Source organism: Williamsia sp. (assembly GCF_016462415.1).
Taxonomy (GTDB): domain Bacteria; phylum Actinomycetota; class Actinomycetes; order Mycobacteriales; family Mycobacteriaceae; genus Williamsia_A.
In genome coordinates this window covers 1-18,745 of record NZ_JAEMTF010000087.1, presented here as the reverse complement: position 1 = coordinate 18,745, position 18,745 = coordinate 1, and the positions used below count along the sequence as shown (strand labels likewise).

The window sequence follows — 18,745 nt, the reverse complement described above, 5'->3', positions numbered from 1 at the left end:
GACGTCGAGTGGGCGGCTGCGGACGTCGAGTGGGCGGAAACGGCCGTGTGAGACGCTGAGCGACGATGAATGCGTCTGATTCCCCCCGTCCCTCGGCACTCGACTGGCTGGTCGAGGCGGCGCGCGTGCGCGATGCCGAGGGGCTGCACCGCACCCTGGTCCCGCGTCGGGCCGACGACGACGTCCTCAACCTCGCGTCCAACGACTACCTGGGTCTGTCGACCGATCCGCGGGTGATCGCAGGCGCGACGGACGCGGTGCGGACGTGGGGTGCCGGCGCGACGGCGTCGCGACTCGTCACCGGGACCACGGCTCTGCACGACGAGCTCGAACGCGATCTCGCCGATTTCCTCGGGACCGCGAGTGCGCTCGTCTTCTCCTCCGGCTACCTCGCGAACGTCGGGGTGATCACGGCCCTGATGGGTCGCGGCGACCTCATCGTCAGCGACGGGGGTGCGCACGCGTCGCTGATCGACGGGTGTCGGTTGTCGCGTGCGCGGGTCGTGGTCGTCGATCGCGGCGACCTTGAGGCCGTCCGGACCGCGCTGCGCGAGCGCACCGAGGACCGCGCGATGGTCGTGACCGACTCGGTCTACAGCATCGACGGCTCCGTCGCGCCGGTCGCCGAGCTCTACGCCGCGGCCCGGGATCATGGTGCGTTGCTCGTCGTCGACGAGGCGCACGCACTCGGCGTCCGAGGTCGCGGTGGTCGCGGGGTCGTCGAGGAACTCGGACTGTCCGGTGCGGTCGACCTGATCGTCACGGCCGTGCTGTCGAAGTCGTTCGGGTCGCAGGGCGGGCTCGTCGCCGGACCGGCGACCCTGCGGGACCACCTCGTCGACCGCGCGCGGTCGTTCATCTTCGACACCGGGTTGGCCCCGGCCGCCGTCGGGGCCGCGCGGACGGCACTCGGCGTACTGCGCGCCGAGCCCGACCTGTGTGACCGCGTGCGCGAGAACGCCCGCCGTCTGGCGGCCGCGTGCGACGCCGAGACCCCGTCTGCCGCGGTGGTCTCGCTGATCATCGGTGAGCCCGCCGACGCGCTCGAGGTGGCCCGTCGGTGCCGAGCCGACGGTGTCGCCGTGGGGTGTTTCCGGCCCCCGTCGGTCCCGCCGGGCACCTCCAGGATCCGACTCACGGTCCGCGCCGATCTCGACGCCGACCAGCTCGACCGGGTCGCCGAGGTCGTCAACCGTGCGCGCGCGGCCGTCGCCGCGGCCGATGCGGTCACCCGCTGATGTCTGTCCTCATCGTCACCGGAACGTCCACCGACGTCGGCAAGACCATCGTCACCGCTGCCATCGCCGCAGCCGCGGCCGCGGACGGCGCGTCGGTCGGGGTGTGCAAACCCGGGCAGACCGGCGTCGGCCCCGGCGAGCCCGGGGACATCGACGAGGTGGTGCGGCTGACCGGGATCACCTCGACCATCGAGGGGGCCCGGTATCCAGAACCGCTGGCACCCGAGACCGCCGCGTCCCGCGCCGGCATGGATCCGCTGACCCTGACGTCGGTCACCGACGCCGTCGCGCGCATCGCCGAGAACGACGTCGTCCTCGTCGAGGGCGCCGGGGGAGTGCTCGTCCGACTGGGTGTCGACCTGACGGTCCTCGACGTCGCCGTCGCTTTGTCCGCGCCGGTGGTCGTGGTGGCCGCGGCCGGCCTGGGCACCCTCAACCACACCGAACTCACGGTCGACGCCGTTCGCGCGCGAGGTGTCGAGGTCAGTGGGATCGTCATCGGTTCCTGGCCCGACGAACCGGATCTGGCCACCCGCTGCAATCGCGTCGACCTGCCGCGACTGACCGACACGCCGATCGTCGGTGTCGTTCCCGCGGGCGCGGGGCGTCTGACCCGCGCGGACTTCACCGAGCGAGCGCCCGGGTGGTTCGACCCACACTGGGTGCGGGGGCTGAGGGCGGCATAGGGCACACTGGGTCGCGGCCGTCACTCCCGCCGCCCCACCGGGTGCGTGTTCCCGACGGCCCCGCAGTGATCGCACGACGTCATCGAGGAGGGCCCGTGACCCAGGCTCCTGTCCGCCCGGATCAGCCGGGAACCCATGCAGACGAGGCCGACATCCTCGACCTGGCCCGCGAGAAGGTACTCGAACGCGGTGAAGCGCTGACCCAGGCCGAGACCCTGTCGGTGCTGCAGCTCGGCGACGACCGCCTGACCGATCTGCTGCAGCTCGCCCACGACGTACGGATGAAGTGGTGCGGCCCGGAGGTCGAGGTCGAGGGCATCATCTCGCTCAAGACCGGCGGATGTCCCGAGGACTGCCACTTCTGCTCGCAGTCGGGTCTTTTCACCTCGCCCGTGCGCAGCGCGTGGATCGACATCCCGTCCCTGGTCGAGGCGGCCAAGCAGACCGCGAAGACCGGCGCGACGGAGTTCTGCATCGTCGCCGCCGTCCGCGGCCCCGACAAGCGCCTGATGACTCAGGTCGCCGCAGGCATCGAGGCCATCCGCAACGAGGTCGACATCCAGATCGCCTGCAGCCTCGGCATGCTCACCCAGGAGCAGGTCGACGAGCTCGCCGCGATGGGTGTGCACCGCTACAACCACAACCTCGAGACCGCCCGGTCGCACTTCCCGAACGTGGTCACCACCCACACCTGGGAGGAGCGCGAGGGCACCCTGCGCATGGTGCGCGAGGCCGGCATGGAGGTCTGCTGCGGCGGCATCCTCGGCATGGGTGAGTCGCTCGAGCAGCGCGCCGAGTTCGCGGCCGATCTCGCGGCGCTCGAGCCCGACGAGGTCCCGCTGAACTTCCTCAACCCCCGTCCGGGCACCCCCTTCGGTGACCTCGACGTGCTGCCGGCGGCCGACGCGCTGCGTGCGGTCGCGGCGTTCCGTCTGGCGTTGCCGCGCACCATCCTGCGCTTCGCGGGTGGACGCGAGATCACCCTCGGTGATCTCGGTGCCAAGCAGGGCATCCTGGGCGGGATCAACGCGGTCATCGTGGGCAACTACCTGACCACCCTGGGCCGTCCCGCCGAGGCCGACCTCGATCTGCTCGTCGACCTGCAGATGCCGATCAAGGCTCTCAACGACAGCATCTGAGTCGATGGTCGGTGACGTCGTGATCGCAGAGTCCGCCGGGGATCGAGACAGCGGTGCCGACGTGCCCGAGTTGCTGACACCTCTGACCGAGCCCCTGCGGTTCGGCGTCTACACCGGTGTGCAGGTCGATTCCCCTGCCCAGCAGGAGATCCCGGCCGCGGCGCGACTCGGACTCGAGCCGCCGCGGTTCTGCGGACAGTGCGGCCGCCGCATGATCGTCCAGGTCGTCCCGGACGGATGGACCGCACGGTGTTCCCGACACGGTCGGGTCGACTCGACGTTCCTCGGCCGTCGATGACCGCCGGCCCCGACTTCCTCGCACCCGGACCCGACGGTCCCGTCGTCGACATCGAGCCGATCGTCGATCGGATCGACGTGCGGCAGCTCCTGCGATCGGCCGTGGTGGCGGTGATCGGTGTCGCCGCCGTCGGACTCGTCGGTGGGATCCTCTGGGGCCTGGTGGTTCCCGGGGTCACCGGTGTGGTGGTCGCACCGGACCGGGCGGGAGCGCTCGGCGCCGACACCGGCCACCGGTTCGACGCGGTCGCGATGTTCGCGTGCATCGGTTTCGTCGCCGGCGCCCTCGGCGGTGTCGGTGCGTGGTGGATACGTCCCCTGCGCGGATCGGTGGGCGCCCTGTCGGTGGCGGTCGGCGCGGTGGTCGGTGCCGCGGGGGCGGCGTGGATCGGCGGTCTCATCGCCGGCGCCCGACACCCCGGTGTCGGCGACACCGCGGTCGGTCAGTTCTTCTCCAGCGCACCGAGCCTGCGCCTGGACGGCCCTGCGCTCGACTCCGCGGGCGGGTTCGTCTTCTCCTGGGCGATCGTGGTGATCGCCCCGATCGGTGCACTGCTGGCCTACCTGGTGCTGCTGCTGGTGGTCCGCCGCGCCGACCTCGGCGTCGCGCCCTCAGGCCGGGGGACGCAGGGTCGCGAACTCGTCGGTGACGCGTAAGCCGTTCTCGGCGAAGCGGTAGAGCGCGGGAGGACGACCGCCTGAGCGTCCGGTCCGGCCGACCGTCCCGGTCGCGCTGACCACGCCGCGTCGGGACAGGATGCGCAGCAGGTTGGTCGAGTCGACCGGATATCCCAGTGCCGCACAGTAGATGTCGCTCAGCGTCGACATCGCGAACTCCGGCGGGGCCAGGGCGAAGGCGATGTTCGTGTACGACAACTTCGCGGCGAGGCGGGTGCGGGCCAACGTGACGACCTCGCGGTGATCGAAACTCATCTCCGGTAGCGCGCCGACGGGGTGCCACCGCGTGTCGGGGGGCAGGTTCGCGGTCGAGTCCGAGCGCACCAGCCCGAGATAGGTCGAGGCGATCACACGCGGGCCGGGCAGTCGGTGCGGTGCGGAGAACACCGACAGTTGCTCGAGGTGTGCGACCTCACGGACGTCGACCTTCTCGGCCAGCAGACGTCGGGCCGAGGTGGAGAGGTCCTCGTCGGCGCGCAGGATGCCGCCGGGCAGCGACCACGTGCCGCGCTGGGGATCGAGCGCCCGCTGCCACAGCAGCACCGACAACTCCGGTGCGGAGTCGGATGCGGGGGTGCGAACCTGGAAAACGGCGTCGAGCACCTCGTGGATGATGCCGTCCGCGCCCATGTCGCCCAGTCTATGTCGGTGAGCAGGTGCCCACCGACCGTCACACCACACCCGCGGCTTGGGCCGTCGCGGGCGAATCGCCACATCTGTAGGGGCCCGAGCACCGTCACCGTCATCCGTCATGCACTGTCATGGACGAACGCGTTCCGATAGTCGCTCGGGGTGGTCCGCATCGCGCGGACGAAATGGTGACGATAGGTGACCGCGGACTCGAAACCGACCCGTCGCGCGACCTGTTCCACCGACAGGGTGGTCGACTCCAGCAGTTCCAGGCTGGCGATCACCCGCTGTCCGATCAGCCACTTGATCGGTGTGGTCCCGGTCGCCTGGGCGAACTGTCGTAGGTAGCTGCGACGTGACACCGAGGCCTGTGATGCGAGTTGATCGAGTCCGATCGGGGACTCCAGATGGTCCAACGCCCACGCCATGCTCCGGGAGATGCGGCTGTCGCCGGTGGTCACCGAGACCGGTGCGTCGATGTACTGGGCCTGACCGCCCGCGCGGTGCGGCGGTGCGACCAGGCGACGGGCCACGTCATTGGCCACCGCCGCCCCTCGGTCGGACCGGATCATGTGGAGACAGAGGTCCAGTCCGGCGGCACATCCCGCGCTGGTCAGCACCGAACCGGCGTCCACGTAGAGGGGCGTCGGGTCGACGTCGATGTCGGGGAAACGCTGCTGGAGGAGGTCGACATATATCCAGTGGGTGGTCGCGCTACGACCGTCGAGAACCCCCGCCTCGGCCAGGGCGAACGCGCCCGAGCAGATCGACACCAGACGTGCGCCACGATCGGCGGCCGTCCGGATCGCATCGGTCACGTCGTGTTCGGTGTGCGCGGTGACGTCGGCGACGCTGGGGATCACGATGGTGTCGGCGTCGGCCAGGTCGTCCAGACCGTACGGCGTCGTCAGCGTCGCGCCACCGATCATCGGCACCCCGCGCGGATCGGGGGAGCAGTACTTGACCGAGTACCAGGGACGCTCGATCCCGGCGGAGAACGGACCGGTGTACTCGGTCATCCCGAAGATCTCGGCCGCGATACCGGACTCGAACCCCGACATACCCGGATAGGCGAGAACGGCGACGGAGTGCATGTCACTATCTTAACGAACATGGGCACCAGTGCCACTGTTGCGCCGTCGCCGTCCGCTCGAGGATGGGTGAATGTTCATGCACCGCCGCCGCGTCCGGCGAATCCGACGTCGCCCCGTCCCACGTTCTCTGATCGACCTCTGGGCCGGTCTGACCGCCGGGTCCGCCGTCGCCCACGGCTCACGTCCACCCCTCTGCTCGCCCGCTCGACGACGTGAGGCGTAGCGCCCCGGGCCGACGCGCGGACCGACTCATCGCCCTGAGCGATGCGCTCGTCGCGTTCGGTTCCGACGGGGTGACGCCGGGTCGCCGCGACGACGTACCGGTCCGCGCCATCGTCGGATCAGCCTCACGTACAGCAGATTTCGACGCGAGGTTCCGGCCACGTCACCGCGACGTACGGGCGCGGCACTGTCCGGTCGGCTCCACGGGCGTCCCGCCGGTGAAACTGGTGCAACTCGGCGAGCTGTACTTCGTCATCGACGGTCATCACCGCATCGGCGCCGCGATCCGGGCCCGCCTCACAACCGTCGAAGCCGACGTGGTCGGCATCCGGACGATCGCCTTCGCGTCGGCCTGTCTTCGACCGCATCACCTGGCCACGAAGGCGGCCGAACGCCGTTTCCTCGAGCGGGTGCCGCTGGACCACGCGATCCGACCGCACCTGTGGCTCGACGACCCCGAACACTGGTCGCGACTGACCGATGCCGTCGAGGCCTGGGGATTCCGCCGGGCTCTCGACACCCGCACCCCGACACCATCCCGCGAACAACTCGCGGCGGTGTGGTGGTCCGACGAGGTGTTGCCCACGGTTCGTCGGATGAGATCGCGCGACCCGAGGGCCGGCGACGGGCAGATCATCGCGTCGTACTCGTGGGCGCTGCGCCTGCGCGATCGGGGCGCGTCGATCCGACCATGACCCGGCGCGGAGGGTTTTCGGAGGGCGAGATGTGGCCGGTGCTACATTGGGGACACGTTTTCGACCGTCAGTCGAAAACCAGCTCGACCCGGTGTCAGCCACACCGAGACCCTCTCGAAAGGAGAGCGGCCATGACCACAGCGTCATCCACTTCCGGGGCCGTGATCGATCCCATCACCGACGCCGATCCCGGCGCCGAATGGGCTGCCGAGGTTCGTCGCCTCGCCACGCTGCGCGGAGCGACCCTCCTCGCGCACAATTACCAACTCCCGGCCATCCAGGACGTCGCCGACCATGTCGGCGACTCCCTGGCGCTCTCCCGGATCGCCGCGTCGGCCCCGGAGGACACCATCGTGTTCTGCGGTGTGCACTTCATGGCGGAGACCGCGAAGATCCTCGCGCCGGACAAGACCGTCCTGATCCCCGATGCTCGCGCCGGATGCTCGCTGGCCGACTCGATCACCGCAGACCAACTCCGCGAGTGGAAGGCCGACTACCCCGATGCGGTGGTGGTCTCCTACGTCAACACCACCGCGGAGGTGAAGGCACTCACCGACATCTGCTGCACGTCGTCCAACGCTGTCGAGGTGGTCGAGTCCATCGACCCCGACCGCACGGTGCTGTTCCTGCCGGATCAGTTCCTCGGCGCGCACGTCAAGCGCGAGACCGGGCGCACGAACATGCACATCTGGGCCGGCGAGTGCCACGTCCACGCCGGGATCAACGGTGACGAACTCACCGATCAGGCGAACGCGCACCCCGACGCCGACCTGTACGTACACCCCGAATGTGGTTGCGCAACATCCGCTCTGTATCTCGCCGGTGAGGGGGCGGTGCCGAAAGACCGGGTGCACATCCTGTCCACCGGCGGGATGCTCGACACCGCACGCGCCTCCGGCGCCCGCGAGGTCCTCGTCGCCACCGAGATCGGCATGCTGCACCAACTCCGTCGTGCCGCGCCGCAGATCGACTTCCAGGCGGTCAACCCCAAGGCGTCCTGCAAGTACATGAAGATGATCACCCCGGAGGCATTGCTCCGCTGCCTGCGCGACGGGACCGACGAGGTGCATCTCGAGCGTTCGGTGGCCGACGCCGCGCGCGCGAGCGTGGAACGGATGATCGCGATCGGGACGCCCGGAGGGGGCGGGGAATGACCCCTCGTGCGCGCGCGATCGACGGGGTGTCGTCGGACGAGGTCCGGTCACTGATCCGCACCGCCCTCGACGAGGACCTGCGGTACGGACCCGACGTCACCACCGCCGCGACCGTTCCCGACGGCGCGCGCACCGTCGCGGTCATCGCGAGTCGGCAACCCGGCGTCATCGCGGGTCTCGATGCGGCCCTGGCGGTGTTCGACGAGGTGATCGGTGACGATTACGAGGTGCTCGACCGGGCGGAGGACGGGACGCGGGTGCAGGCCGGTGACGTCGTGGTGCGGGTCGACGCACCCACCGCGGGGTTGCTGACCGCAGAGCGCACCGCCCTGAACCTGCTGTGTCACCTGTCGGGCATCGCCACGGCCACCGCGCGGTGGGTCGACGAGATCGCCGACACCGACACCGTCGTGCGCGACAGCCGCAAGACGCTGCCGGGTCTGCGGGCGCTGCAGAAGTACGCGGTCCGGGCGGGCGGCGGACAGAACCACCGCATGGGCCTGGGCGACGCCGCGCTGATCAAGGACAACCACATCGCCGCCGCGGGGTCGCTCACGGCGGCGCTGACCGCGGTGCGTGCCGCGGCGCCCGACCTCGCCATCGAGGTCGAGGTGGACTCGCTGACGCAGCTCGACGAGGCCCTCGCGCTCGACGCCGAACTGGTGCTGCTGGACAACTTCGCGCTCTGGGAGACCCAGATGGCGGTGCAGCGACGCAACCAGCGGGCCCCCCGGACCCGGCTCGAGAGCTCCGGAGGTCTGTCGCTCGACGTCGCCCACGACTACGCGCGCACCGGTGTCGACTTCCTGGCTGTGGGCGGTCTCACTCATTCGGTGACCGTGCTGGACCTGGGCCTGGACCTCTGAGTTCGAATCCGACAGATCGGCCATGCCGAGGTGCTTTTATGCGCATCTGGGCATAAAACCGCGGACCCGTTCGTTGGCCACTGTGTCCCGGCGCGCTGACCAGCGCGCTCCGCAAGGCCCGAAAGGACACGATTTCTGTGCCAACTGTGAACGCCGTTATCGCCACCAGCGCGACCGACCCGCTCACCATCTCGACCATCGAACGTCGCGAACTGGGACCCAAGGATGTCCGTATCGACATCAAGTTCGCGGGCATCTGCCACTCCGACATCCACACCGCGCGCAACGAGTGGAAGGGCACCAAGTACCCGGTCGTCCCGGGCCACGAGATCGCCGGTGTCGTCGCCGAGGTCGGTTCCGAGGTCACCCTGCACAACGTCGGCGACCGCGTCGGCGTCGGCTGCTTCGTCGATTCCTGTGGCGAGTGCGCGCCCTGCAAGAACGGCGACGAGCAGTACTGCGAGAAGGGTGTCGTCCAGACCTACAACTCGAAGACCTACGAGGGTGAGTTCACCCACGGCGGTTACTCGCAGCAGGTCGTCGTCACCGAGAAGTTCGTCCTCAAGATCCCCGAGGGCATCGAGCTCGACGTCGCCGCACCGCTGCTGTGCGCAGGCATCACCCTCTACGCGCCGCTGAAGAAGTGGGGCGCGGGCCCGGGCAAGAAGGTCGCCATCATCGGCATGGGCGGGCTCGGACACGTGGGCGTCAAGATCGCCCACGCGCTCGGTGCCGAGGTCACCGTGCTCAGCCAGACCACGAGCAAGGAAGAGGACGGCAAGCGTTTCGGTGCCGACCACTACTACGCGACCAAGGACAACAAGGCGCTGTTCAAGGACCTGGCCGGGCAGTTCGACCTCATCCTGAACACCGTGTCGGTGAACCTGCCGCTCGACGACTACATCGGCCTGCTGGCCATCGACGGTGCCCTCGTCGAGCTCGGTGTGCCGGAGAACCCGTTGCAGGTCGCGGCGTTCGCGCTGCTCACCAACCGTCGCTCGCTGTCGGGCTCCATGGTCGGTGGCATCGCCCTGACCCAGGAGATGCTGGACTTCTGCGCCGAGCACGAGATCGCCGCCGAGATCGAGACCATCTCCGCCGATCAGGTCAACGAGGCCTACGACCGCGCAGTCTCGTCCGACGTGCGCTACCGCTTCGTGATCGACACCGCGACGCTGGCGAACGCCTGATCGCTGCGTGAAGCAGGTCACACGCTGACCTGACAGCGACCGTCATCGGCCGTCGGATGCCTCCCCGTGGAGCACCCGGCGGCCGATGGCGTTACGCACCACCGACGCACCCGCCGTCGAAAACGGCTGGCCGGACCGCATATCCTGGACGTTCACACCCAGGCCAATCCGTTTCCCGGAGGAGATCAGCCCACCATGCTTTCCCGTACCGATCTGCGTGGCGGCGCGCTCTCAGCCGCCGACCTGCGTCGCGCGCTCCCGCGCGGCGGGACCGACGTGGACTCGGTGCTCGCGACGGTGTCGCCGGTGGTCGCCGCGATCCGTGAGCGCGGGGCGGCGGCCGCCCTGGAGTACGGGCAGACGTTCGACCGGGTCACGCCGGCCAGCGTGCGCGTCCCCGCCGAGCGCCTGGCCGACGCCCTCGACGCCGTCGACCCGACGGTCCGTGCGGCGCTCGAGGAGTCCATCCGGCGGGCCCGGATCGTGCACTCCGATCAGCGGCGCGGCACGGTCCGCACCGACGTCGTCCCGGGCGGGTCGGTCACCGAGAAGTGGGTCCCGATCGCCCGCGTGGGCCTCTACGTCCCCGGCGGCAACGCCGTCTACCCGTCGAGCGTCGTCATGAACGTCGTCCCGGCCCAGGAGGCGGGCGTCGGCTCGCTCGTCGTCGCCTCGCCGCCGCAGGCCGAGCACGGCGGCTGGCCACACCCGACCATCCTCGCCGCCTGTGCGTTGCTCGGCGTGACCGAGGTCTGGGCCGTGGGCGGCGCGCAGGCCGTCGCACTGCTGACCTACGGGGGCACCGACACCGACGGCACGACCGAACTGGCACCGGTCGACCTGATCACCGGACCCGGCAACATCTACGTCACGGCCGCGAAGCGCCTGTGCCGCAGCATCGTCGGCATCGACTCCGAAGCGGGCCCCACCGAGATCGCGATCCTCGCCGACGGTGACGCCGATGCCGTGGCCGTCGCCGCCGACCTGATCAGCCAGGCAGAACACGACGTCCTCGCCGCGTCCGTGCTGGTCACCGACAGCGCCGATCTCGCCGATCGGGTGGACGCCGAGGTCACCCGACAGGTGGAGACCACCAAGCACCGCGAGCGCGTCCTCGCCGCGCTGGCCGGACCGCAGTCGGGGATCGTCCTCGTCGACGACATCGACCACGGTGTCGCCGTCGTCGACGCCTACGCCGCCGAACACCTCGAGATCCAGACCCGCGACGCGGCCGATGTCGCCGCGCGGATCAGCAACGCGGGTGCGATCTTCGTCGGCCGCTACTCGCCGGTCAGTCTCGGCGACTACTGCGCCGGCTCCAATCACGTTCTGCCCACCTCGGGTTCGGCGCGCCACAGCTCCGGGCTGTCGGTGCAGACGTTCCTCAAGGGAGTCCATATCGTCGACTACGACCGCGCCGCCCTCGAGGCGGTGTCCGGTCACGTCGTCGCGCTCGCCGACGCCGAGGATCTCCCGGCCCACGGTGACGCGGTGAAGGTACGTTTCGCCGGTGTCGCGTCGTCGGGGAGTGCGGTGTGACCGCGCCCGGCGCCCGGTTCACCGTCGCCGACCTGCCGTTGCGCGATGCCCTGCGCGGTCAGAACGCCTACGGTGCACCGCAACTCGACGTCCCGGTGGCGCTGAACACCAACGAGAACCCGCACCCGCCGTCGGCGGCGCTCGTCGCCGACGTCGCCGAGTCCGTGCGAGAGGCCGCCGCGGTCCTGCACCGCTACCCCGACCGTGACGCGGTGGCCCTGCGTACCGACCTCGCCCGCTACCTCAGCGAGCGTGTCGGCGTGCCGCTGACCGTCGACAACGTGTGGGCGGCCAACGGATCCAACGAGATCCTGCAGCAACTCCTGCAGGCCTACGGCGGCCCCGGGCGCACCGCGATCGGTTTCGTCCCGTCGTACTCGATGCACCCGATCATCTCCGGTGGCACCGACACCGCCTGGGTGAACGTGATGCGCGCACCCGATTTCTCGCTCGACGTCGACGCCGCGGTCGCCGAGATCACGACCCGCCGACCCGACGTCGTGTTCCTGACGTCGCCGAACAACCCGACCGGACAGTCGGTCTCGTCCGACGATGTCCGCGCGATCGTCTCCGCGGCGTCGGGGATCGTGATCGTCGACGAGGCCTACGCGGAGTTCTCCGACCGTGAGAGCGCGATCGGACTCATCGACGAGTTCGGTGACCGGCTCGTGGTCTCCCGCACGATGAGCAAGGCGTTCGCCTTCGCAGGCGGTCGTCTCGGGTACCTCGTCGCTGCGCCGGCACTGGTGGCGTCGCTGCTGCTGGTCCGCCTGCCCTATCACCTGTCGGTCGTGACGCAGGCGGCCGCACGTGCCGCGCTGCGCCACGCCGATGACACCCTGGCCGGTGTCGCGGCGATCGTGACCGAACGGGGCCGGGTGGTCGGGGCGCTCACCGACCTCGGGTTCGACGTGGTCGACTCCGACGCCAACTTCGTCCTGTTCGGCCGGTTCACCGACGCCGCGGCGAGCTGGCAGCGGTTCCTTGACGGCGGCGTGTTGATCCGCGATGTCGGGATCGAGGGGTTCCTGCGTGTCACGATCGGGACCGCCGACGAGAACGACGCGTTCCTGCGCGTCGCGGCCGAACTCGCCCCGACCGACCGCATCCCCCCGGCTGAGATCGCCTCAGCCGACATCACCGGCGCCGACACCACTGGAGCACTCCGATGACCGAGAACAGAACCGCCCGCGTCGAGCGCACCACCCGGGAGTCGTCGGTCGTCGTCGAGATCGACCTCGACGGGACCGGGAGCACCGAGATCTCCACCGGTGTGCCGTTCTTCGACCACATGCTGACCGCGTTCGGCGCCCACGGCAGCTTCGACCTCACCGTCCGTGCGACCGGTGACGTCGAGATCGAGTCACACCACACGGTCGAGGACACCGCCATCGTGCTCGGACAGGCGATCGATCAGGCCCTGGGCGACAAGCGCGGGATCCGTCGTTTCGGTGACGCATGGATCCCGATGGACGAGACGCTGGCCCACGCCGCCGTCGACGTCTCCGGACGCCCGTACTTCGTGCACACCGGTGAGCCCGAGCACCTGCTCACCGCCGTGATCGGCGGCAACCCGGGCGTCGCGTACAACACCGTGATCAACAAACACGTCTTCGAGACGTTGGCCATCAACGCCCGGATCGCCCTGCACGTCCGCGTGCTCTACGGCCGCGACCAGCACCACATCACCGAGGCCCAGTACAAGGCGGTCGCACGGGCCCTGCGCGCGGCCACCGAGTCCGATCCCCGGGCCACCGGTGTGCCGTCCACCAAGGGAGCGCTGTGAGCGCAGCGTCGAAATCGGTCACGATCCTTGACTACGGGTCGGGGAACCTGCGGTCGGCGCAACGGGCCCTCGAGCGCACCGGTGCCGACGTCACCGTCACCTCCGACCGCGACGCGGCCACCGAGTGCGACGGCCTCGTGGTGCCCGGGGTCGGTGCGTTCGCGGCGTGCATGGCCGGATTGAAAGCGGTCGTCGGGGACCGGATCATCGGACAGCGTCTGGCCGGCGGCCGTCCCGTGCTCGGCATCTGCGTGGGCATGCAGATCCTGTTCGACGAGGGTGTCGAGTTCGGTGTGCAGACCGCCGGCTGCGGTGAATGGCCGGGAACGGTCAGCCAGCTCCCCGCGCCGGTGTTGCCGCACATGGGGTGGAACACCGTGACCGCGGGCGAGGGCTCGGTGCTGTTCGACGGTCTCGACTCGGACACCCGCTACTACTTCGTGCACTCCTACGCCGCGCAGACCTGGGAGTGGTCGGACTCCGACTCCGCGCTCCCACCCGCCGTCACCACGTGGGCCGAACACGGCGGCCCGTTCCTCGCCGCGGTCGAGAACGGACCGCTGTCGGCCACCCAGTTCCACCCGGAGAAGTCCGGCGACGCCGGCGCGCACCTGCTGCGCAACTGGGTGCACGCACTGTGAACCCGGGTACGGCGAGGGGGACAGGGTGACCGGGTCACCCAGGTTCTCCATCGCGCGGCTGGCGATCCTCGCGATGGGCGCCGGCGCCCTCGTGCTGGGGGTCTCGGTGCCGGTGATCTATGGCGTCTCGCGTGTGTCGGCACCCGCGGCCCTGGTGGTGGCCCTGCTGGCGGTCGCGCTGGCGATCGCGGTGATGGGGATCGTCGCCAACCGGGTGGTCGAGCGGGCCGTCGACGCGGACGGCGCCGAGGCCGGTACGACCGCGGCGGGCGACGACACCTCCCGACCGGCACCGCCGGTTCCGGGAGACGAATGATGACTTCTCGATCCGCACCGGCGGACACGAGCACAGCAGAGAGGGTGCACTCGATGGGGACCACGCTGGAACTACTGCCCGCAGTCGATGTCGCGGACGGTCAGGCCGTGCGATTGGTACGGGGCGCCGCCGGGTCGGAGACCTCCTACGGCTCACCGCGCGAGGCCGCCCTCGCCTGGCAGCGCGACGGGGCGGAGTGGATCCACCTGGTGGACCTCGACGCGGCGTTCGGCCGGGGCGACAACCGGGAGATGCTGGCCGCGGTCGTCGGCGAACTCGACGTGAAGGTCGAACTGTCCGGCGGGATCCGCGACGACGACTCGCTGCGGGCGGCGCTGGCCACCGGGTGCACTCGGGTCAACCTGGGCACCGCCGCTCTGGAGGACCCGCAGTGGTGCGCCAAGGTGATCGGTGAGTACGGCGACCGCATCGCGGTCGGTCTCGACGCAATCCGGGTCGACGGGCAGTACCGCCTGCGTGGGCGCGGATGGGTGTCCGACGGAGGTGACCTGTGGGAGGTTCTCGAGCGCCTCGAGCGCGACGGGTGCAGCCGCTACGTCGTCACCGACGTGAGCAAGGACGGCACCCTCACCGGCCCCAACCTGGAGCTGCTCGGCGAGGTCGCCGACGCCGCGTCCGCACCGGTCGTGGCGTCCGGCGGGGTGTCCTCGGTCGACGACCTGCTGGCCATCGCGACCCTCGTCGACCGGGGAGTCGAGGGCTCGATCGTCGGAAAAGCGCTCTACGCAGGGCGATTCACCCTGCCCGAGGCGCTGTCCGCGGTGGCCGGTCGCGCATGACGGACACCACCATCCCGTCGGACATCGACCCACCGCGGCTGCTGTCGATCGCCGCGGGACTGCTCGACGACATCACCCCGCGATTCATCGAGGGACTCGGCGCACCGAGCGCGGTCGACAAGGGTGGCAACGACTTCGCCACCGAACTCGACCTCGAACTCGAGCGGACGCTGTCGGCCCGGCTGACCGAGGCCACCGGGATCGGTGTCCACGGTGAGGAGTTCGGCGGCCCGGACGTCACGAGCGGAACGGTGTGGGTCGTCGACCCCATCGACGGGACCTTCAACTACTCCGCGGGCCTGCCCCTGGCCGGGACACTGCTCGCCCTGCTCCACGACGGTCGGCCCGTCCTCGGCCTCACATGGCTGCCGCTGTTCGGTCTTCGCTATCAGGCGTTCGTCGACGGGCCGGTGATCTGCAACGGCGAACCCGTCCCGGCGCTGCGCCCCACGCGCCTGCAGGACTCGGTGATCGCGTTCGGCGCCTTCAACCTCAACAGCGGCGGACGATTCCCCGGCAACTACCGCGTGGAGATCCTCGGCGAGGTCTCGCGGCAGGTGTCGCGTCTGCGACTGCTCGGCAGCACCGGACTCGACATGGCCCTGACCGCGGCCGGAAAGCTCGGCGGCGCCATCTGTTTCGGACATCACGCCTGGGACAACGCGGCCGGTGCGGCCCTCGTCCTGGCGGGCGGGGGAGTCGTCACCGACCTGGCCGGCGAGCCGTGGCACGTCACCTCGTCGTCGATGCTCGCCGGCAGCCCCGGCGTGCACGAGGAGTTGGCCACCATCATCGAACGGGTGGGAGACCCCGCCGACTACCTTCCCGAGCGCACGCCCCGAACCCGAGGAGGTGCGTCGTGACCGTCGCGGTCCGGGTCATCCCGTGTCTGGACGTCGACGCAGGCCGTGTCGTCAAGGGCGTCAACTTCGTCGACCTGCGCGACGCGGGGGACCCGGTCGAGCTCGCCGCGGCCTACGACGCAGCCGGCGCCGACGAACTGACCTTCCTCGACGTGACCGCGTCGAGTTCGGGTCGTTCGACCATGCTCGACGTCGTCCGACGCACCGCCGAGCAGGTCTTCATCCCGCTCACGGTCGGTGGCGGAGTCCGTACGGTCGCCGACGTCGACATCCTGCTGCGCGCGGGCGCCGACAAGGTCGGGGTCAACACCGCGGCCATCGCCCGCCCCGAGGTCCTCGGGGAGATGAGCAGGCACTACGGGTCGCAGTGCATCGTGCTCTCGGTCGACGCACGCACCGTGCCCGCCGGGGAGCCGCCGACACCGTCCGGGTGGGAGGTCACCACCCACGGTGGTCGCCGCGGCACCGGCATCGACGCCGTCGAGTGGGCTCGCCGCGGACAGGATCTCGGGGTCGGGGAGATCCTGCTGAACTCGATGGACGCCGACGGCACGAAGAACGGTTTCGACCTCGCCATGATCACCGCGGTCCGCGCCGCGGTGTCGGTGCCGGTCATCGCCAGCGGTGGCGCCGGGCGGGTGGAGCACTTCACCCCCGCGGTGCGATCGGGTGCCGACGCGGTGCTCGCGGCATCGGTCTTCCACTTCGGCGAGCTGCGGATCGAGCAGGTCAAGGCCGCGATGCGCGCCGACGGGTTGGTCGTCCGATGACCCTCGACCCGAGCATCGCCGACAAACTGAGCCGCACCGACACCGGACTGGTGGCGGTCGTGGTCCAGGAGCGGGGCACCGGTGAGGTGCTGATGCTCGCGTGGATGGACGACGAGGCGTTGCACCGCACCCTGACGACCGGGCGCGCCACCTACTGGTCGCGCTCACGGCAGGAGTACTGGGTCAAGGGCGAGACCAGCGGCCACATCCAGGTCGTGCACGACGTTCGTCTGGACTGCGACGGCGACGCACTGCTGCTGATCGTCGACCAGACCGGACCCGCGTGCCACACCGGGACCCACAGCTGCTTCGACCCCTCGCGCGCGCTGCCGGTGACGCCGGCGTCGTCGTCGTAGGGTCGGGGCCATGCCACTGATCCAGATCTCGCAGACGCCGGGCCTGTCCGACCGGGTCAAACGCGAGACAATCGCCGCGGTGACCGAGGCCTACGCCAAGGCCACCGGCAAGAATCCCGACTCGGTGTGGGTGACTATCACCGAGGTCCCCCGATCCCACTGGGGCGTCGGCGGGGAGCCGCTGGGACAATAGGGATGTGAGTACACATCCCGCGACCACGTCGCGCGAGGTCTTCCTCGAGTTGGCGAGAGATCACCGGGTGGTCCCGGTGACCCGAAAGGTGCTGGCCGACTCCGAGACACCGCTGTCGGCGTATCGCAAGCTGGCCGGCGACCGGGACGGCACCTTCCTGCTCGAGTCCGCCGAGAACGGCCGCTCGTGGTCCCGGTGGTCGTTCATCGGCGCGGGGTCGCCCGCCGCCCTGACCGTCGTCGACGGCCAGGCGCACTGGTGGGGGACCGTGCCCGACGGTGCGCCGCGTGACGGCGATCCGCTGACCGCGCTGGCCGAGTCGTTGACGTTGCTGGCCACCGACCGGCTGCCGGACATGCCGCCGCTGACCGGCGGGTTCGTCGGCTACCTCGCCTACGACGCGGTCCGCCGCCTCGAACGTCTGCCCGACACCACCGTCGACGACCTGGCGCTGCCGGAGATGATGATGCTCCTCGCGGCCGACCTGGCCGCGGTCGATCACCACGAGGGCTCGATCACCCTCATCGCCAACGCCATCAACTGGGACGGCAGCGACGACCGTGCGGACGATGCCTACGACGACGCGGTCGCCCGACTGGACCGGATGACCGAGGCGTTGGCCGCACCGACACCGTCGACGGTGTCGATGTACACCCGCCCGGAGGCGCAGTACACCGCGCAACGGACCCGCGAGGAGTACGGCACGATCGTCACCTCGCTCGTCGGCGAGATCGAGGCGGGTGAGGCGTTCCAGGTCGTGCCCTCGATGCGGTTCGAGATGGCCACCGACGCCGACCCCATCGACGTCTACCGGGTGCTGCGGGCCTCGAACCCCAGCCCGTACATGTACCTGCTGCGAGTCCCCGGCCTGGGCGGCGAGAAGGGTGGCCGTGACCCGTTCACCATCGTCGGCTCCAGCCCGGAGGCGCTCGTCACCGTCGCCGACGGGGTCGCCACCACCCATCCCATCGCGGGGACACGGTGGCGCGGCGCCACCGACGAGGAGGACCAACTCCTCGCCAAGGACCTGCTCGCCGACGAGAAGGAGAACGCCGAGCACCTGATGCTCGTCGATCTGGGTCGCAACGATCTCGGTCGGGTGTGCGAACCGGGCACCGTGTCGGTGCACGACTACCGCCACATCGAGCGCTACAGCCACGTGATGCACCTGGTCTCCACGGTCACCGGTCACCTCCGCGACGACGCGACCGCGCTCGACGCCGTCTCGGCCTGTTTCCCGGCCGGAACGCTGACCGGGGCCCCGAAGGTCCGGGCGATGGAACTCATCGACGAACACGAACTGACCCGACGCGGCCTCTACGGCGGCATCGTCGGTTACCTCGATTTCGCGGGCGACGCCGACACCGCGATCGCCATCCGCACCGCGGTCATGGCCGGTGGCCGCGCCTACGTCCAGGCCGGCGGCGGAGTGGTCGCCGACAGCGTCCCGGACTACGAGTACAACGAGGCCCGCAACAAGGCGGGCACCGTGCTCGCCGCCGTGGCCGCCGCGGAGACCATGACCCGTGTGACCCCCGCCGGAGCACCGGCACCCGACCCGAAGGACCACGACCGCACCCCATGAGCACTCC

General features: G+C 70.1%; 22 protein-coding genes. 20 read left to right on the top strand and 2 right to left on the bottom strand.

Annotated features, from left to right (window positions below; translation table 11 throughout):
* Positions 1-65 precede the first annotated feature (65 nt).
* The 5 genes from JHC79_RS17850 to JHC79_RS17830 all read left to right on the top strand — a co-directional run bounded on the left by JHC79_RS17850 (position 66) and on the right by JHC79_RS17830 (position 4,017).
* Complete coding sequence (locus tag JHC79_RS17850; protein WP_296393298.1) at positions 66-1,238, top strand: 8-amino-7-oxononanoate synthase; 1,173 nt, start codon at positions 66-68, stop codon at positions 1,236-1,238.
* Complete coding sequence (gene bioD / locus JHC79_RS17845; RefSeq protein ID WP_296393296.1) at positions 1,238-1,924, top strand: dethiobiotin synthase; 687 nt, start codon at positions 1,238-1,240, stop codon at positions 1,922-1,924. Before JHC79_RS17850 ends, bioD begins: the two co-directional genes overlap by 1 nt.
* Before the next feature lie 95 nt (positions 1,925-2,019).
* Entirely contained in the window at positions 2,020-3,063 is a 1,044-nt protein-coding gene (bioB, locus tag JHC79_RS17840) for a biotin synthase BioB (RefSeq protein ID WP_296393295.1), read from the top strand.
* Positions 3,064-3,067: 4 nt separating this feature from the next.
* The gene (locus tag JHC79_RS17835; RefSeq protein WP_296393293.1) at positions 3,068-3,361 is read left to right on the top strand and encodes a hypothetical protein; all 294 of its coding nucleotides are present in this window, start codon (positions 3,068-3,070) and stop codon (positions 3,359-3,361) included.
* Positions 3,358-4,017 carry a DUF2567 domain-containing protein gene (locus tag JHC79_RS17830; protein ID WP_296393292.1) on the top strand — a complete coding sequence of 220 codons (660 nt, stop codon included), beginning with the start codon at positions 3,358-3,360 and terminating at the stop codon, positions 4,015-4,017. The genes JHC79_RS17835 and JHC79_RS17830 overlap by 4 nt, the downstream gene beginning before the upstream one ends.
* On the opposite strand, the gene JHC79_RS17825 is transcribed toward JHC79_RS17830, so the two are convergent.
* Positions 3,973-4,668, bottom strand: a complete 696-nt coding sequence (locus JHC79_RS17825; RefSeq protein WP_296393290.1) for an NUDIX domain-containing protein — start codon at positions 4,666-4,668, stop codon at positions 3,973-3,975. The genes JHC79_RS17830 and JHC79_RS17825 overlap by 45 nt on opposite strands.
* A gap of 119 nt (positions 4,669-4,787) precedes the next feature.
* Positions 4,788-5,762 carry a helix-turn-helix domain-containing protein gene (locus JHC79_RS17820; RefSeq protein WP_296393288.1) on the bottom strand — a complete coding sequence of 325 codons (975 nt, stop codon included), beginning with the start codon at positions 5,760-5,762 and terminating at the stop codon, positions 4,788-4,790.
* A 212-nt stretch (positions 5,763-5,974) separates the two neighbouring features.
* Here JHC79_RS17820 and JHC79_RS17815 point away from each other — a divergent pair, with 212 nt between their 5' ends.
* The 15 genes from JHC79_RS17815 to JHC79_RS17745 all read left to right on the top strand — a co-directional run bounded on the left by JHC79_RS17815 (position 5,975) and on the right by JHC79_RS17745 (position 18,738).
* Entirely contained in the window at positions 5,975-6,679 is a 705-nt protein-coding gene (locus tag JHC79_RS17815) for a hypothetical protein (RefSeq protein WP_296393285.1), read from the top strand.
* A 131-nt stretch (positions 6,680-6,810) separates the two neighbouring features.
* Complete coding sequence (nadA, locus tag JHC79_RS17810) at positions 6,811-7,833, top strand: quinolinate synthase NadA (RefSeq protein WP_296393283.1); 1,023 nt, start codon at positions 6,811-6,813, stop codon at positions 7,831-7,833.
* The gene (nadC, locus tag JHC79_RS17805) at positions 7,830-8,699 is read left to right on the top strand and encodes a carboxylating nicotinate-nucleotide diphosphorylase (RefSeq protein ID WP_296393281.1); all 870 of its coding nucleotides are present in this window, start codon (positions 7,830-7,832) and stop codon (positions 8,697-8,699) included. The genes nadA and nadC overlap by 4 nt, the downstream gene beginning before the upstream one ends.
* 137 nt (positions 8,700-8,836) lie before the next feature.
* Positions 8,837-9,889 carry an NAD(P)-dependent alcohol dehydrogenase gene (locus tag JHC79_RS17800; protein WP_296393279.1) on the top strand — a complete coding sequence of 351 codons (1,053 nt, stop codon included), beginning with the start codon at positions 8,837-8,839 and terminating at the stop codon, positions 9,887-9,889.
* A 195-nt stretch (positions 9,890-10,084) separates the two neighbouring features.
* Complete coding sequence (gene hisD / locus JHC79_RS17795; protein WP_296393277.1) at positions 10,085-11,428, top strand: histidinol dehydrogenase; 1,344 nt, start codon at positions 10,085-10,087, stop codon at positions 11,426-11,428.
* Positions 11,425-12,600 carry a histidinol-phosphate transaminase gene (locus JHC79_RS17790; protein WP_296393275.1) on the top strand — a complete coding sequence of 392 codons (1,176 nt, stop codon included), beginning with the start codon at positions 11,425-11,427 and terminating at the stop codon, positions 12,598-12,600. The genes hisD and JHC79_RS17790 overlap by 4 nt, the downstream gene beginning before the upstream one ends.
* Positions 12,597-13,214: an imidazoleglycerol-phosphate dehydratase HisB gene (hisB, locus tag JHC79_RS17785; protein ID WP_296393273.1), complete on the top strand. Its 618-nt coding sequence runs from the start codon at positions 12,597-12,599 to the stop codon at positions 13,212-13,214. Before JHC79_RS17790 ends, hisB begins: the two co-directional genes overlap by 4 nt.
* Positions 13,211-13,855, top strand: a complete 645-nt coding sequence (gene hisH / locus JHC79_RS17780) for an imidazole glycerol phosphate synthase subunit HisH (protein ID WP_296393271.1) — start codon at positions 13,211-13,213, stop codon at positions 13,853-13,855. Before hisB ends, hisH begins: the two co-directional genes overlap by 4 nt.
* 25 nt (positions 13,856-13,880) lie before the next feature.
* Positions 13,881-14,171, top strand: a complete 291-nt coding sequence (locus tag JHC79_RS17775; RefSeq protein ID WP_296393270.1) for a hypothetical protein — start codon at positions 13,881-13,883, stop codon at positions 14,169-14,171.
* Positions 14,172-14,224: 53 nt separating this feature from the next.
* Complete coding sequence (gene priA, locus JHC79_RS17770; protein WP_296393268.1) at positions 14,225-14,971, top strand: bifunctional 1-(5-phosphoribosyl)-5-((5-phosphoribosylamino)methylideneamino)imidazole-4-carboxamide isomerase/phosphoribosylanthranilate isomerase PriA; 747 nt, start codon at positions 14,225-14,227, stop codon at positions 14,969-14,971.
* Positions 14,968-15,834 (top strand): inositol monophosphatase, encoded by an 867-nt coding sequence (locus tag JHC79_RS17765; RefSeq protein ID WP_296393266.1) that lies wholly within the window; start codon positions 14,968-14,970, stop codon positions 15,832-15,834. Before priA ends, JHC79_RS17765 begins: the two co-directional genes overlap by 4 nt.
* The gene (gene hisF, locus JHC79_RS17760) at positions 15,831-16,604 is read left to right on the top strand and encodes an imidazole glycerol phosphate synthase subunit HisF (protein WP_296393263.1); all 774 of its coding nucleotides are present in this window, start codon (positions 15,831-15,833) and stop codon (positions 16,602-16,604) included. Before JHC79_RS17765 ends, hisF begins: the two co-directional genes overlap by 4 nt.
* Positions 16,601-16,960 (top strand): phosphoribosyl-AMP cyclohydrolase, encoded by a 360-nt coding sequence (hisI, locus tag JHC79_RS17755; RefSeq protein ID WP_296393260.1) that lies wholly within the window; start codon positions 16,601-16,603, stop codon positions 16,958-16,960. The genes hisF and hisI overlap by 4 nt, the downstream gene beginning before the upstream one ends.
* Positions 16,961-16,970: 10 nt before the next feature.
* Entirely contained in the window at positions 16,971-17,153 is a 183-nt protein-coding gene (locus tag JHC79_RS17750; protein WP_253661905.1) for a 4-oxalocrotonate tautomerase family protein, read from the top strand.
* A 4-nt stretch (positions 17,154-17,157) separates the two neighbouring features.
* Positions 17,158-18,738 (top strand): anthranilate synthase component I, encoded by a 1,581-nt coding sequence (locus JHC79_RS17745; RefSeq protein WP_296393257.1) that lies wholly within the window; start codon positions 17,158-17,160, stop codon positions 18,736-18,738.
* The last annotated feature ends 7 nt before the right edge of the window (positions 18,739-18,745 follow it).

Excerpts from the sequence above, each read along its gene's own strand:
- JHC79_RS17850 (WP_296393298.1), top strand. The coding sequence starts at position 66 with ATGAATGCGTCTGATTCCCCCCGTCCCTCGGCACTCGACTGGCTGGTC.
- bioD (WP_296393296.1), top strand. The coding sequence starts at position 1,238 with ATGTCTGTCCTCATCGTCACCGGAACGTCCACCGACGTCGGCAAGACC.
- JHC79_RS17835 (WP_296393293.1), top strand. The coding sequence starts at position 3,068 with ATGGTCGGTGACGTCGTGATCGCAGAGTCCGCCGGGGATCGAGACAGC.
- JHC79_RS17830 (WP_296393292.1), top strand. The coding sequence starts at position 3,358 with ATGACCGCCGGCCCCGACTTCCTCGCACCCGGACCCGACGGTCCCGTC.
- JHC79_RS17825 (WP_296393290.1), bottom strand. The coding sequence starts at position 4,668 with ATGGGCGCGGACGGCATCATCCACGAGGTGCTCGACGCCGTTTTCCAG.
- JHC79_RS17820 (WP_296393288.1), bottom strand. The coding sequence starts at position 5,762 with ATGCACTCCGTCGCCGTTCTCGCCTATCCGGGTATGTCGGGGTTCGAG.
- nadA (WP_296393283.1), top strand. The coding sequence starts at position 6,811 with ATGACCACAGCGTCATCCACTTCCGGGGCCGTGATCGATCCCATCACC.
- nadC (WP_296393281.1), top strand. The coding sequence starts at position 7,830 with ATGACCCCTCGTGCGCGCGCGATCGACGGGGTGTCGTCGGACGAGGTC.
- hisD (WP_296393277.1), top strand. The coding sequence starts at position 10,085 with ATGCTTTCCCGTACCGATCTGCGTGGCGGCGCGCTCTCAGCCGCCGAC.
- hisB (WP_296393273.1), top strand. The coding sequence starts at position 12,597 with ATGACCGAGAACAGAACCGCCCGCGTCGAGCGCACCACCCGGGAGTCG.
- priA (WP_296393268.1), top strand. The coding sequence starts at position 14,225 with ATGGGGACCACGCTGGAACTACTGCCCGCAGTCGATGTCGCGGACGGT.
- JHC79_RS17765 (WP_296393266.1), top strand. The coding sequence starts at position 14,968 with ATGACGGACACCACCATCCCGTCGGACATCGACCCACCGCGGCTGCTG.
- hisI (WP_296393260.1), top strand. The coding sequence starts at position 16,601 with ATGACCCTCGACCCGAGCATCGCCGACAAACTGAGCCGCACCGACACC.
- JHC79_RS17750 (WP_253661905.1), top strand. The coding sequence starts at position 16,971 with ATGCCACTGATCCAGATCTCGCAGACGCCGGGCCTGTCCGACCGGGTC.